General features: G+C 73.2%; 12 protein-coding genes. 6 read left to right on the top strand and 6 right to left on the bottom strand.

Going from position 1 to position 12,856, the window contains the following annotated elements:
* Window positions 1-3: 3 nt before the first annotated feature.
* On the bottom strand, window positions 4-1,224 hold the full coding sequence (gene serB / locus Pta02_RS20755) for a phosphoserine phosphatase SerB (protein WP_203876549.1): 1,221 nt from the start codon (window positions 1,222-1,224) through the stop codon (window positions 4-6).
* 115 nt (window positions 1,225-1,339) lie between these two features.
* Between serB and Pta02_RS20760 the strand changes: the two genes are divergently transcribed.
* From Pta02_RS20760 to Pta02_RS20775, 4 genes are all read left to right on the top strand, one after another.
* Complete coding sequence (locus Pta02_RS20760) at window positions 1,340-2,161, top strand: GNAT family N-acetyltransferase (protein ID WP_203876550.1); 822 nt, start codon at window positions 1,340-1,342, stop codon at window positions 2,159-2,161.
* Entirely contained in the window at window positions 2,158-3,057 is a 900-nt protein-coding gene (locus tag Pta02_RS20765; RefSeq protein WP_203876551.1) for a lysophospholipid acyltransferase family protein, read from the top strand. The genes Pta02_RS20760 and Pta02_RS20765 overlap by 4 nt, the downstream gene beginning before the upstream one ends.
* A gap of 226 nt (window positions 3,058-3,283) precedes the next feature.
* Window positions 3,284-5,404, top strand: coding sequence for a glycosyl hydrolase family 28-related protein (locus Pta02_RS20770; RefSeq protein ID WP_203876552.1), 2,121 nt, complete (start codon window positions 3,284-3,286; stop codon window positions 5,402-5,404).
* A gap of 194 nt (window positions 5,405-5,598) precedes the next feature.
* On the top strand, window positions 5,599-6,825 hold the full coding sequence (locus Pta02_RS20775) for a cytochrome P450 (RefSeq protein WP_203876553.1): 1,227 nt from the start codon (window positions 5,599-5,601) through the stop codon (window positions 6,823-6,825).
* A 35-nt stretch (window positions 6,826-6,860) separates the two neighbouring features.
* Here the strand turns inward: Pta02_RS20775 and Pta02_RS20780 are convergent, their stop codons facing one another.
* The 4 genes from Pta02_RS20780 to Pta02_RS20795 all read right to left on the bottom strand — a co-directional run bounded on the left by Pta02_RS20780 (window position 6,861) and on the right by Pta02_RS20795 (window position 10,125).
* The gene (locus tag Pta02_RS20780; RefSeq protein WP_203876554.1) at window positions 6,861-7,550 is read right to left on the bottom strand and encodes a response regulator transcription factor; all 690 of its coding nucleotides are present in this window, start codon (window positions 7,548-7,550) and stop codon (window positions 6,861-6,863) included.
* A 74-nt stretch (window positions 7,551-7,624) separates the two neighbouring features.
* Window positions 7,625-8,209 carry a hypothetical protein gene (locus Pta02_RS20785; RefSeq protein ID WP_203876555.1) on the bottom strand — a complete coding sequence of 195 codons (585 nt, stop codon included), beginning with the start codon at window positions 8,207-8,209 and terminating at the stop codon, window positions 7,625-7,627.
* A 102-nt stretch (window positions 8,210-8,311) separates the two neighbouring features.
* On the bottom strand, window positions 8,312-9,463 hold the full coding sequence (locus Pta02_RS20790; protein ID WP_239131109.1) for an S-adenosylmethionine:tRNA ribosyltransferase-isomerase: 1,152 nt from the start codon (window positions 9,461-9,463) through the stop codon (window positions 8,312-8,314).
* Window positions 9,460-10,125 carry an SDR family NAD(P)-dependent oxidoreductase gene (locus Pta02_RS20795; RefSeq protein WP_203876556.1) on the bottom strand — a complete coding sequence of 222 codons (666 nt, stop codon included), beginning with the start codon at window positions 10,123-10,125 and terminating at the stop codon, window positions 9,460-9,462. The genes Pta02_RS20790 and Pta02_RS20795 overlap by 4 nt, the downstream gene beginning before the upstream one ends.
* A gap of 124 nt (window positions 10,126-10,249) precedes the next feature.
* Between Pta02_RS20795 and Pta02_RS20800 the strand changes: the two genes are divergently transcribed.
* Together Pta02_RS20800 and Pta02_RS20805 are read left to right on the top strand one after the other, a co-directional pair.
* Window positions 10,250-11,404, top strand: a complete 1,155-nt coding sequence (locus Pta02_RS20800) for a GAF domain-containing sensor histidine kinase (RefSeq protein ID WP_203876557.1) — start codon at window positions 10,250-10,252, stop codon at window positions 11,402-11,404.
* A 20-nt stretch (window positions 11,405-11,424) separates the two neighbouring features.
* A complete protein-coding gene (locus Pta02_RS20805) occupies window positions 11,425-12,081 on the top strand; it encodes a response regulator (protein WP_203876715.1) in 657 nt (218 codons plus the stop codon).
* A gap of 50 nt (window positions 12,082-12,131) precedes the next feature.
* Here the strand turns inward: Pta02_RS20805 and Pta02_RS20810 are convergent, their stop codons facing one another.
* Window positions 12,132-12,851 carry an Rv1486c family protein gene (locus tag Pta02_RS20810; protein ID WP_203876558.1) on the bottom strand — a complete coding sequence of 240 codons (720 nt, stop codon included), beginning with the start codon at window positions 12,849-12,851 and terminating at the stop codon, window positions 12,132-12,134.
* Window positions 12,852-12,856 lie beyond the last annotated feature (5 nt).

Consider the following 12,856-nt stretch of genomic DNA (forward strand, 5'->3'; position numbering starts at 1 on the left):
AGGTCAGGCCTGCGGGATGACGCCGTCCTCGGCGTCGGCGGCCTCGACCTCGGCGCGCGGGATGCCCAGCAGGTACAGGATCGAGTCGAGATAGGGCACGTTGACCGCGGTGTCGGCGGCCTGGCGGACCACGGGCTTGGCGTTGAAGGCGATGCCCAGCCCGGCCGTCGCGATCATGTCCAGGTCGTTGGCGCCGTCGCCGATGGCCACGGTCTGGCTGATCGGGATGCCCGCCTCCTGGGCGAAGCGCTCCAGCGCCCGCGCCTTGCCGGGACGGTCCACGATCTCGCCGACGACCCGTCCGGTCAGCGCCCCGTCGACGACCTCCAGGGTGTTGGCCGCGGAGTAGTCGATGCCGAGGTCCTCCACGAGGGCGTCGGTGATCTGGGTGAACCCGCCGCTGACGATCGCGAACCGGTAGTCGAGCCGCTTGAGGGTCCGCACCAGCGTCCGGGCGCCGGGGGTGAGCACGACCTCCTTGCGGACCTTCTCGAAGACCTCCTCGGACAGGCCCTCCAGCAGCGCCACCCGGCGGCGGAGCGACTCGGCGAAGTCGAGTTCGCCGCGCATCGCCTCCTCGGTGACCCGGGCGACCTCGTCCAGGCAACCGGCGTGCGCGGCCAGCAGCTCGATGACCTCGCCCTGGATGAGCGTGGAGTCGACGTCCATCACGATCAGCCGCTTGGCCCTGCGGTACAGGCCCGCCCGCTGCACGGCCACGTCGACCTGCTGGGCGTGCGCCTCGACGGCCAGCTCGGCCCGCAGCGCGTCCGGGTCGGCGCCGGAGACGGCCATCTCGATGCAGGTCACCGGATAGCTGGACAGCCGCTCGATGCGGTCGATGTTCGCGCCGGCGGCGGCGACCCGGCCCGCGATGCCCGCCATCGCGGCGGGCTGCAGGGGAGAGCCGAGCACCGTGACGTGCAGCCGCCCGCGCCGCCGCTTCTCCTTGGTGTCGGAGCCGGTGGACAGCTCCACCTCCAGGCCCAGGTCCTCGGCGATCCGCTCGATGGAGGTCCACAGAGCACCGAGGGTGCCGCCGGTCCCGGTCGGCGTGCTGCCGGAGTAGGCGACGAGGACGCCGAGCGTCAGCCGGCCGCGGATGACGACCTGCTCGATGTCGGCGACGACGACGGGGAAACCGGCCAGGACGGAGAAGAGCCGGGAGGTGACCCCCGGCCGGTCGGGGCCGGTCAACGTGATCAGAAGCGTGCGCTGGTTCATCGTCACCTACGCTACTTGGCCTCGGAAACGACCGTGAATGCGGTTCATCATCCGGACGCCCGACGTTCGCGGACCCCGCCCTCCCGGCGTTACCCGGGGCTGGCTTCATGTCCTCATGACGACCGTTCCCGCAGAACCGCGCGTCACGCGCTACACCGTCGGGCTGGCCCGTACCGCCGCAGAGCTGCGGGAAGCCCAGAGACTCCGCCACCTGGTCTTCGCCGAGGAACTCGGCGCGCACCTGGACAGCCCCGTCAGCGGCCTGGACGCCGACCGGCTCGACGCCTACTGCGACCACCTTCTCGTACGGCACGGCGACACGGGCGAGGTCGTCGGGACCTATCGGCTGCTGCCGCCGGGACGGGCCGACCGGCTCTACGCCGAGAGCGAGTTCGACCTGAGCGCGCTGGCCGGGCTCCGCGCCGGGCTGGTCGAGGCGGGCCGGGCGTGCGTGCACGCCGACCATCGGGAGGGGGCGGTGGTCGGGCTGATGTGGTCGGGCATCGCCCGCTACATGATCGACGGGGGGTACGGCTGGCTGGCGGGATGCTGCTCGGTCCCGGCGTCACGGGCGGGGGAGGTCATGGACCGGATCACGTTCGGTCCCCCGGAGTACCGCGTGACCCCGCTGCGCCCCTGGCGGGCTCCCGAAGGCGCTCACCCGGACCGTCCGGCTCCCGAAGGCGCTCGCCCCGGATATCCGGCCTCCGCGTCCGGCTCCGGGACGCGCCCGGCTTCCACGTCCGGTCCGGCCGGGGAACGGGCGGGGCAGGCGGGGCTGCCCGCGTTGCTGCGGGGGTACCTGCGGCTGGGGGCCTGGGTGTGCGGTCCGCCCGCCGACGATCCCGCGTTCGGGGTCGCCGACTTCTTCGTACTGCTCCCGATGGCCGCGGTCAGCCCCCGCCACCTGCGGCACTTCCTGGGAGGCCGGGAATGAACCCGTGGCTCCCGGCGGCGCCGTGCACGTCGCCGGCCTGCGTCCTCCCTCCCGCCGCCACGGCCGTCCGGCCGCTGCGGGTCCTGCGCCTCCTGGCGACCGCGGCTCTGGTCCTGGCGGGGCCGGTGCTCGCGCTCGCCGTCCTGGTGTCCGGTACGGCGCGGCGGGTCGCGCTGACGGGCGCCTGGTCCCGCCTGATGCTGTGGACGCTCGGCGTCCGGATCGAGGTACGGCGCGGCTTCACCTTCCTGGCCGGCTCGTCCCCCGGGCCACGCGTCCCGGCCGGAACCCCGGCCACCGCAGCACCCGCCGGGACAGCCTCCGGCGCGGCCCCGCTGCTCGTGGCCAACCACGTCTCCTGGCTCGACCCGCTCGTCATGGCCGCCGCGCTGCCCTGCCGTCTGCTGGCCAAGCGGGAGGTCCTGGGCTGGCCGCTGGTCGGCGGGCTGGCGGCCGCCTCGGGTGCGCTGTTCATCGACAGGGAGCGGCTGTCGGCGCTGCCCCGCGCCGTGGCCGACGTGGCGGGGGCGCTGGCCGCGGGAGAGCCGGTGGCCGCCTTCCCCGAGGGGACGACCCGGTGCGGCCGGGAGATGGGCGCCTTCCGGCCCGCGGTGTTCCAGGCGGCACTGGACGCCGGGGCCCCGGTCAGGCCGGTGGCGATCCGCTATCTGGACGCGTCCGGCGCCCCGGCCACCGCTCCGGCCTTCGTCGGCGACGACACCCTCCTGGCCTCCCTCCTGCGGGTGGTCGCGTTCCGGCGGCTGACCGTGGAGGTGACGCTGCTGCCCCCGGTGACGGCGCGCGACCGCAGGACGCTGGCATGGGCGGCGGAGTCCTCTGTCGCCTCGGTGGCGGTGGCCGTACCGGCCGGGCACGGCGTTCCCGCGGCCGCCTGAGACCGCGACGCACCGGCGACCACGGCGGTTGCGCCGGCTTGCAGGGATTTGCGTCCGCTCTCGCAAGAAAACGACTGAACTCTGCATTCAGTAATCAGAACAGAGAAACTATTCCACAGAGGCCTTGTGGAATCGGGTACGGGAGACCTACTGTCACCTCACTCTCATGGCGCGCGTCCCGCCTCGAGCGTTCAGGTGTTCACCCCCCGACAGAAACGAGCATCCGATGTCCCCGAGCCTCACAGGAGCCGCGGAGAGGCGGTCCGGCAGGCCGCCGCGCAGAGCCACGGCGGCGGTCGCGGCGCTGACCGCGGTCACCGCCGGCCTCAGCCTCGCGTTCGGCGGCGCCGCCCTGGCCGACACACGTGACACGGCCGCCGGTGCGACCACCGGTACGATCGCCGGCCCGGCCGACGCGCGCGGGAAGGCCGCCGCCCCCGTCGTGACGCGCGCCGCGCTCGACCCGTCCCTCGTCGCGGGCCGGGGCGCCGACGTCGCCTTCGTCGAACAGGAGGCGGAGAACGCCGTGACGAACGGCACGACCATCGGCCCCGACCGCGCCGCGTACACGCTTGCGGCGGAGGCCTCCGGCCGTAAGGCGGTCAAGCTGGCACCGGGACAGTACGTCGAGTTCACGCTGCCGAAGGCGGCCAACGCGATCACCGTGCGCTACAGCATCCCCGACGCGCCGGGCGGCGGCGGCATCACCGCGCCGCTCGACGTCACGGTGAACGGCAGGGCCCGCAAGACCATGACCCTCACCTCGCAGTACGCGTGGCTGTACAACCAGTACCCGTTCACCAACGACCCGGAGGCCGGTCTGCTCCACCCCGACTGGTGGATCACCGAGTGCGCCTGCGTGCCCAGCGCCACCACGCCGCCCCCGACGATCACCAAGCCGTTCCGCCCGATGCACTTCTACGACGAGCAGCGCCTGCTGCTCGGCAGGACCTACCGGCCCGGTGACACGATCAGGCTCACGGCCCCCGCCCGGAGCGACGCCGCCTGGACGGTCGTCGACCTGCTCGACTCCGAGCTCGTCGGCCCGCCGCGCGTCCGGCTCGCAGCCGCCAACGTGCTGGCGTTCGGCGCCGACCCGACCGGCAGGCGCGACTCCGCCGACGCCTTCGACCGGACGATCGCCTTCGCCCAGCGCAAGCGCCTGAAGGTCTACATCCCGCCGGGCACCTACCAGGTCAACCGCCACATCATCGTCGACGACGTGACGATCGAGGGCGCCGGCAACTGGTACACGATCATCAAGGGCCGCGAGGTCGCCCTCGACACCCCGGCGCCCGACGGCTCGGTGCACACCGGCGTCGGCTTCTACGGCAGGTCCGCCGAGGACGGCGGGAGCCGCAACGTCCACCTGTCCGGCTTCGCGATCGAGGGCGACGTCCGCGAGCGCATCGACACCGACCAGGTCAACGGCGTCGGCGGGGCGATGAGCGACTCCACCGTCGACGGCCTGCACATCCGCCACACCAAGGTGGGCATGTGGTTCGACGGGCCGATGACGAACCTGAAGATCACGAACAACATCGTCGTCGACCAGATCGCCGACGCCCTCAACTTCCACACCGGCGTCACGAACTCGGTCGTGTCCGGCAACTTCGTCCGCAACACCGGTGACGACGGCCTGGCCATGTGGTCGGAGAAGAGCGCGAACACCGGCAACACCTTCGACCGCAACACCGTGCAGACGCCCACGCTCGCCAACGGCATCGCCGTCTACGGCGGTACGGACAACACGGTCTCGAACAACCTGATCGCCGACCCGGTCCGCGAGGGCAGCGCCGTCCACGTCGGGTCCCGCTTCGGCGCCGAGCCGTTCACCGGGTACCTGCGGATCGAGGGCAACACCACCGTCCGCGCCGGGACCTTCGAGCTCAACTGGAGGATCGGCCTGGGGGCCGTCTGGTTCTACGCGCTCGACAGGGACATCGAGGCCGACATCCGGGTGACCGGGGACCACTATCTCGACAACACCTACAACGCGATCATGTTGGTCAGCGATTACGGGGTGAAGGACCTGTACTCCATCCCGGACGTCCGCTTCAAGGACATCCGGGTGGACGGCACCGGCACCTCGGTGGTCAGCGCCCGGGTGAAGGGCTCGGCCTCGTTCGAGAACGTGGACGCCCGCAACGTCGGCGCGGTCGGCGTCAACAACTGCGGGTCGTTCAACTTCCCGCCCACCGGATCGGAGTTCTCGCTGACCGACCTCGGCGGCAACGACGGGGGCGGCGCCGCCGGCCCCTGGCTCGCCCCGTGGATGCTGCCCAACACCATCACCTGCGACGACCGCCCGCCGGTCGTCGCGCCCCCGGCGCCGTCCCCCTGGTGACGGTCCGGTCCGGCTGACCGATGTGCTTCATGCGCCGGTCGGAGGCGGGTGCCCCCCGCCTCCGGCCGGCACGGCGCATGAAGCACATCAGCCATTCTCTGCAAATTCAGCAATTTATTTGATTTCCTAGCAGATTGGGAAAGTGAGCCTCACTGGACATATGCAGATAAAGCGACTCGGAAAGGAACCCTCCGATGACCGGCAGCGGCACCTGTCCGATCCACCCGTTCGACCGGGACGGCGACGGCGTCAACCGGCCCGGCCCGGAGCTCAACGGCGAGTACCACCGCATCCGCGACGAAAGCGCCACCGGTGCCGCCAGGGTGGAACTCGCCGGCAGGGACATCGAGGCCTGGCTCGTCACCCGCTACGCGGACGTCGTGGAGGTGTCCCGCAACCCGGTGTTCTCCCGCAGCCGGGCCGTGGCCGCCGGCGCCGACCCCGTCGAGGGCCTGGGCGACACCCTCCTCGGCCTGGACGGTGAGGACCACAGACGGCTGCGCGAGCCGATCAAGAAGACCTTCGGCCCGCGGCACGTCGCCACGCTCACCGACGGCATCCGGCGGCGCACCGAAGCGCAGCTCACCCTCATGCGGGAGCAGGGCGAACCGGCGGACCTGCTGACGGCGTTCGCGCTGCCCGTGGCGATGGGCACCATCTCGGACATATTGGGCGTGCCTCCACAGGAGCGCGCGAAGTTCGTCCAGTGGAGCCGGCCCTTCCTCGGCACCGGCCACGACGACCCCGCCGAGGCGCAGCGGGCGCTGTTCTCGATGATCGGCTATCTCGGCGAGATGCTGGAGCAACGGCGCGAGCGGCCGGCCGACGACCTGCTGTCGCAGATCGCCGCGGCGGACCTGCCCGAGGCCCGGGAGGTGATGCTGCCGATCTCACTGATCGTCGGAGGGTGGGAGACCACCGCCTCCTCCACGGCCGCGTTCGTCTACCAGCTGCTGACCCGCCCGTACGAGGGCCACGAGACCGCCTACGCCTATCTCGCCGACCACCCCGAGGCGGTCCCCGGCGCCGTCACCGAACTGGAGCGCATGTACTCCAACAGCGCGGCCGACAGCATGCCCCGCTACGTCACCCGGGACATCGTCCTTCCCGGCGGAGCCCGGCTCCGGAAGGGCGACATCGCCATCCCCAGCCACGACGCCGCCGGCTACGACCGGACGGTGTTCCCCGACCCGTACCGCATGGACTTCGCCCGCCGGTTCACCAGGCAGCCGTTGACGTTCGGGTGGGGCCCCCACCGCTGCGTCGGCCGGCACCTCGGCCACGAGGAGATAGTGATCGCGATCGACACGCTCGTCCGGAACGTCCCCGGCCTGCGGCTGGCCGTGCCCGCCGGCTGCATCGCCTACAAGGCCGACCACGCGGTCACCGGCCCCACCAGGCTCCCGGTCGCCTGGAGCTGACCCCGCCGTCGGCGCCATCCCCGGGCCGAGGTCTCCTAGGCCGAGCCGAGGTAGGCGATGACGGCGGCCACCCGGCGGTGGGTGTCGGGGCTGTTCTCCAGGGCCAGCTTCATGAAGATGGAGTTCACGTGCTTCTCGATCGCGGAGACCGACAGGTGCAGGGCCCGGGCGATGCCCCCGTTGGACAGGCCGTGGGCCATCTCGCGGAGCACGTCGAGCTCCCGGGGCGTCAGGTCGGCCGGCGGTGGCCTGTCGCTGACGCCCCGCTTGGCCAGCAGTCCCTCCACGACCTTGGGATCGATCACCGATCCGCCCGCCGCCACGGAGCGGATCGCGCCGAGCAGCTCGTCGAGGTCGCCGACCCGGTCCTTCAGGAGATAGGCCCGCCCCTCGGTGCCGTCCCTGAACAGGTCGAGCGCGAACATCGCGTCGGAGAACTGCGACAGGACGACGACCCCGATGTCCCGCGAGGCGGCCCGGATGAGGTGGGCGGCGTCGATGCCCTCCATGCCGGGACGCACCAGGTCGGCCGAGCCCGGCATGCGGATGTCGGTCACCACGACGTCGGGCCCCAGCCGCCTGGCGGCGTCGAGCAGCTCGTCCGCGGTGCCCACGGCGGCCACCACCTGGATCTCCCCGGACGACTCCAGGAGCCGGCGGGTGCCCTCGCGCACCAGATAGTGGTCCTCGGCCAGGATGATCCTGAGTTCGGCCGCAGCTGTCATGGACAGGATCCTGCCGGGTCCGGCGGCCCCGTGCATATGAGGATGCCCGCACATCGCGGGGCCGCCGCCCGTGACTACCGCAGGATGCGCGTCTTGACCTTCACGTACTTCAGGTCGACGCCGGTGTCGAGGTTGTCGATGTTCAGGGTCTCCAGGCCGCCCGCGGGGACGTCGATGGAGGCGGTGGCGAACTCGGCCGTCGCGGTGCCGCTCGCGCCGCCCCGGAGCCAGACCTTGACCTTGACGGTGACGCTCTTGCCCGGCTTGACCCGGTCGAACAGGCAGGCGACCTCGCGGCCGTCGGCCTCGCAGTAGGAGCCGGACGGGCCGGTGATCTGGACCTTGCGGGCCTGCTTGGGGGCGTAGCCGCCGATGTAGGCGAGGTCGGTGGCCAGGTCGCCGACGTTCTTGACCTTGAGCGTGTAGGTGATCGTGCCGCCCGCGTAGGCCCGGTGCGGGTAGTAGGCCGTCAGCTTCAGCGGCGACAGCGGCGGCGCCTGCTGGGCGGAGGCCGCCGTGGCCGGGGTGAGGTTCGCGGTCGCGGCGTTCGCGGCCTGGGGGGCGAGCAGCAAGCTTCCCGCCATGGCGACGGTGGCGAAGGCGGTCAGGTGCCGGCGCATGTTCACACTCCAGTGGATCTCGGTTGCTGTGATCATCATGGGAGAGCCCACTTGGAGATCCCTTGCGGGTGACTTACAAAAGTGGCAAAAGGGAGAAGGGTGACGATGGGGACCTGTCGGCCGCGGGATGCCTCCCCGCGGTCAGCGCAGGATCAGGTGGAGATCGCCGAACTCGTGCCAGAGGTACCCCTCGCGCAGCGCCTCCGCGTAGGACCGGGACAGCAGCTCCCCGCCGGTGATCGCGGACAGCATCAGCAGGTGGCTGGAGCGTGGCTCGTGCAGCCCGGTGATCAGCCCGTCCACCACCCGGACCCCGGCCGAGGGCGTGATGACGTGGGAGGTCCAGCCGCGCGCGGCCCTGATCCCGCCGGTCGGCACAGCCCCTTCCGGCGCTCCCGTCCCGCCGCCGGGGAGCGCCTCCGTCCCGCCGCCCGGGAGCGGCCCCGCCGCACCGCCCGGTTCCGGTACGGCCCCGCCGTCCGGGAGCGCGGCCGTCTCCAGCGCCCGCACCACGGTCGTGCCCACCGCGATCACCCGCCCGCCCGCCTCGCGGGTGAGGGCGACCTGCCGTGCGGTGGTCTCGGGGACCTCGAAGCGCTCCGGGTAGGGCGGCTCGTCCTTCTCCGGGGACGCCACGCCCGTGTGCAGCGTGATCGGTGTGACGCCGATCCCGCGCGACACCAGCGCCGTCACCAGATCGGAGGTGAACGGCCGCCCGGCGCTGGGCATCTCCGCGCTGCCCGGCACCACCCCGAACACGGTCTGGTAGGCCTCCAGCGGCCAGTCCCGCTCCACGTAGGAGTAGCGGATCGGCACGCCGTTCCTGCCCAGATAGGCGGGGACCGGGCGGTCGAGCCGGGCCCGCCACAGGCGCGGGGTGCGGCGCTCCAGCAGTCGCAGGGTCGCCCCGCCGGGCAGCGGCAGCCACTCGCCGCCGGCGCCCCCGGTGAAGGGCTCGGTGGCCGAGGCCGTACGGCGGCGCAGCTCGACCAGCCACGTGCCGTCCTCCAGCTCGGTCGAGAAGTGCACCGCCAGCCGGTCCAGGCGGACCGCGGCGGGCAGCGTGGCGGAGTTGTTGACCACCAGCAGGTCGCCGGGGCGCAGCAGGCCGGGCAGCTCGGTGAAGGCGTGATGACCGACCTCTCCGGTCCCGCCGTGGGAGACCAGCAGCCGGACCGCGTCGCGGGAGGGCCCCCGCGCCTCCGGCGGCTCGCGTGCCTCCAGCTCGCCGGGGAGCGTGAAGTCCTCGGTCATGACGTCCGCCGCGAGCCCGCTCCACGTTCCGGCGCTCATGCGCGGCTCACCCTGCCGCTGGCCGGGCGGGTCGCGATCAGGCGCAGCAGCGTCGGGACGACCGTCTCGGGGCCGGGGGCGGCCGCCGCCTCCCCGGCGCCGACCGCGTCGGCGAGCATGACCGTGTTCATCTCGCCGGGGTCCACCCACCAGACCGCCACGTCGGGTTCCTCGGCGGCCAGCACGTTGGACAGCTGGTCCAGGGCGGCCTTGGTCGCGCCGTACCCGCCCCAGCCCTCGTAGGCGCCCACGGCGGCGTCGGAGGAGATGTTGACGACCGCGCCGCGCCGTTCCCGCAGCCCCGGCAGGGTCGCCTGGATCAGCGCCAGCGGGGCCAACACGTTGGTCCTGAACAACGACTCCAGGACGTCCAGGGGATAGGAGGCCAGCGGCGGCAGCGGTACCGCGCCCAGCCCGGAGGCGTTGTTGACCAGCAGGTCCAATCCGCCCCGATCGTGTACGGCGCGCGCCAGCCGGTCCCGGTGGACCGGGTCGGCCACGTCGCCGGCCAGAGCGAGGGCGCCGAGCTCGTCGGCGACGGGTTTGAGCGCGTCGGCGCCGCGGGCGGTCAGGAGCAGCCGCCAGCCGTCGGCGGCGAGGGCGCGGGCCAGTGCCAGGCCGAGGCCGCGGGAGGCGCCGGTGATGAGTGCCGTCTTCGTCATGCCTCCGACGCTAGGAAGCGGGCCCCGCGCGCGCATCGGCCGCGGGACCGGCCGGGGCCCGGCCCATCGGCCTAGGACCGATGGCCGGGTCCGGCGGGCGGCCCGGTTGCCTAGAGTTTGCTCCGTGAGCTCTGCAGGCGAGGACCCCGGTCGTCCCGCGGGGGAGGACCGCGACGGCCTCCTCAACGCGGTCAGCTCCGCCGTGCTCGCGGTGACCCGGCACCTGTCGGTCCGCGAGGTGCTCCAGGTCATCGTCCGCTCGGCGGGGCAGCTGCTGGACGCCCGCTACGCCGCGCTCGGGGTGCCGGACGAGGAGGGGGCGTTCGCCGAGTTCGTCGCCGAGGGCATCTCCGACGAGGAGTGGGAGGCCATCGGCCCGACCCCGCGCCAGCACGGCATGCTCGGGGCGATGTTGCGCGAGGGGGAGCCGGTCCGGCTGGCCGACATCCGCAGGGACCCCCGCTTCGAGTACTGGCCGCGGGCCCATCCGGTGCTCAAGGACTTCCTCGGGGTGCCGATCCGCGACGGCGACCAGGTGCTGGGCATCATCTTCCTGTCCAACAAGCGGACCCCGGGCGGGTTCACCGAGGCCGACCAGCGGCTGCTGACCATGTTCGCCGCGCACGCCGCGATCGCCCTCGCCAACGCGCGCCTGTACGAGAGCGGCCGGGAGCTCGCGCTGGTCGAGGAACGCACCCGGATGGCGCGGGAACTGCACGACGCGGTCACCCAGAAGCTGTTCTCCCTGCGCCTGACCGCCCAGGCGGCGGTCGCGCTGGTGGCCCGGGACCCCTGCCGGGCGGTGGAGGAGCTGGAGCGCGTGGGACGGCTGGCCGGGGAGGCCCTGGCCGAGCTCCGCGCGGTGATCGTGGAGCTGCGCCCGGCGGAGCTCGACCGGCACGGCCTGGCCGAGACCCTCCGCAAGCAGGTCCGCCTGCTGGACCGCATCCACCCGGCGTCGTTCACCTTCGAGGAGAACCCGGTGTGCGCGCTCGGGCCGGCGGCCGAGACGGCCCTGCTGCGGGTGGCCCAGGAGGCGCTGCACAACGCCTCCCGGCACGCCGGGGCCGGGGCGGTGGCCGTACGGCTCGGCTGCGAGGACGGTTGGGTCGTGCTGGAGGTGCGCGACGACGGGACCGGCTTCGACGTCGCCGCCGCCTCGGGGCGGGGACTGGGCATCGCCTCGATGAACGACCGGGCCCAGGCTCTGGGCGGGAGCGTGCGGGTGACCTCGGAGCCGGGCCGGGGCACGGTGGTCAGGATGGAGGTGCCCGTGTGAGCGCGGAGGAGGGGGCCGGGATGATCCGGGTGCTGATCGCCGACGACCATCCGGTCGTCCGGCAGGGGCTGCGCACGTTCCTGGACCTCCAGGACGACCTGGAGGTGGTGGGCGAGGCGGCCGACGGGACCGAGGCGCTGGCCCTGACGGAGTCGCTCTCCCCCGACGTGCTGCTGCTCGACCTGAAGATGCCGGTCCTGGACGGCCTGGGGACGCTGGAACGGCTGGCGGAGCGAGGACCGTCGCCGCGCGTGCTGGTGCTGACCTCGGTCAGCGACCGGGGCGACGTGGCCCCGGCCATGCGGGCCGGGGCCGCCGGGTTCCTCTACAAGGACGTCGAGCCCATGGCGCTCGTGCGGGCCATCCGCGCGGTCCACGAGGGCCAGGTCCTGCTGGCCGCCGAGGCCGCCGAGGCCGTGCTCGCCGCTCCCGTCCCGGGACCGGCCGCCGCGGGACCGGCCTCCGCGGGGGCGGCCGAGCCGGTGGCGCCGCTGACCGACCGCGAGCGCGAGGTGCTCACCCTGATCGCCTCGGGCCGGTCCAACCGCGAGATCGCCCGGGACCTGGCGGTGGCGGAGAAGACGGTCAAGACCCACGTCTCCAACGTCCTGATGAAGCTCGGGGTCCAGGACAGGACCCAGGCCGCGCTGTACGCCGTACGGCACGGCCTGGCCTGAACCGCCGCACGGCGCCGGACCCGGGCCCGGCGTCAACCCGGGAGCCGGGCTCAGACGAGTTCGGTGATGGCGTGGTGGGCGGCCACCCGGGCCCGCCGTACGGCGCGGTCGAGGTCGCGCAGGGCCTGGCTCCTGACGGCGACCTGGCCCGAGGTCAGGCCGCGGTCGTCGGCCATGCGGATCACCGCCGCCAGCCGGGCGGCCAGGGCGGCGACCCGGTGGGCGCGGGCGGGATAGCCGGGGGCCAGGCCGTCGCTGTCGGCCCGCACCGGCCGGTGGCCCTGGGCGGGCCCCTCCACGCCGCGCAGGGCGTCGGTCGCCGCGTGCATGGTGAGGGTCAGATCGCGCTCGGCCTCGGCCAGGGAGGGCACGTCCGGAACGTTGGCGGCGGCGTCGAACATCTCCCAGCGCACTCCGGCGTACGATGATCCGCGGCGGTCCCGCACCGGGACCAGCCCGAGGCACCTGCCGGGAAGCACGGCGACCGCCGCCTGTCCGGCCTCGATGGCCGCGGCGTTGAAGGGGGGCGGTCCGGTGAGCCCGAGCGGGTCGCCGGCGACGGGGAGCGCCAGGCGCAGCGACGTCATGCCCTCGACGCGCAGGTCGGCCAGGAGGCTCCGCAGCGGGACGTCCCCGTCGGGACCGGCGGCGAGCTGGGGCCCGCCCTGGCGTTCCACGCGGTCGGCGGCCTCGTCGAGACCGGCCCGGCCGGTGAGCCATGCGTTGCCCCAGCAGACGAGTGTGGCCGAGATCGGTGAATCAGGGTGCACCGGTC

Origin of the sequence: Paraplanobispora takensis (assembly GCF_016863195.1) — a bacterium.
GTDB lineage: Bacteria > Actinomycetota > Actinomycetes > Streptosporangiales > Streptosporangiaceae > Planobispora > Planobispora takensis.

Excerpts from the sequence above, each read along its gene's own strand:
- serB (WP_203876549.1), bottom strand. The coding sequence starts at position 1,224 with ATGAACCAGCGCACGCTTCTGATCACGTTGACCGGCCCCGACCGGCCG.
- Pta02_RS20760 (WP_203876550.1), top strand. The coding sequence starts at position 1,340 with ATGACGACCGTTCCCGCAGAACCGCGCGTCACGCGCTACACCGTCGGG.
- Pta02_RS20765 (WP_203876551.1), top strand. The coding sequence starts at position 2,158 with ATGAACCCGTGGCTCCCGGCGGCGCCGTGCACGTCGCCGGCCTGCGTC.
- Pta02_RS20770 (WP_203876552.1), top strand. The coding sequence starts at position 3,284 with ATGTCCCCGAGCCTCACAGGAGCCGCGGAGAGGCGGTCCGGCAGGCCG.
- Pta02_RS20775 (WP_203876553.1), top strand. The coding sequence starts at position 5,599 with ATGACCGGCAGCGGCACCTGTCCGATCCACCCGTTCGACCGGGACGGC.
- Pta02_RS20780 (WP_203876554.1), bottom strand. The coding sequence starts at position 7,550 with ATGACAGCTGCGGCCGAACTCAGGATCATCCTGGCCGAGGACCACTAT.
- Pta02_RS20785 (WP_203876555.1), bottom strand. The coding sequence starts at position 8,209 with ATGATGATCACAGCAACCGAGATCCACTGGAGTGTGAACATGCGCCGG.
- Pta02_RS20790 (WP_239131109.1), bottom strand. The coding sequence starts at position 9,463 with ATGAGCGCCGGAACGTGGAGCGGGCTCGCGGCGGACGTCATGACCGAG.
- Pta02_RS20795 (WP_203876556.1), bottom strand. The coding sequence starts at position 10,125 with ATGACGAAGACGGCACTCATCACCGGCGCCTCCCGCGGCCTCGGCCTG.
- Pta02_RS20805 (WP_203876715.1), top strand. The coding sequence starts at position 11,425 with ATGATCCGGGTGCTGATCGCCGACGACCATCCGGTCGTCCGGCAGGGG.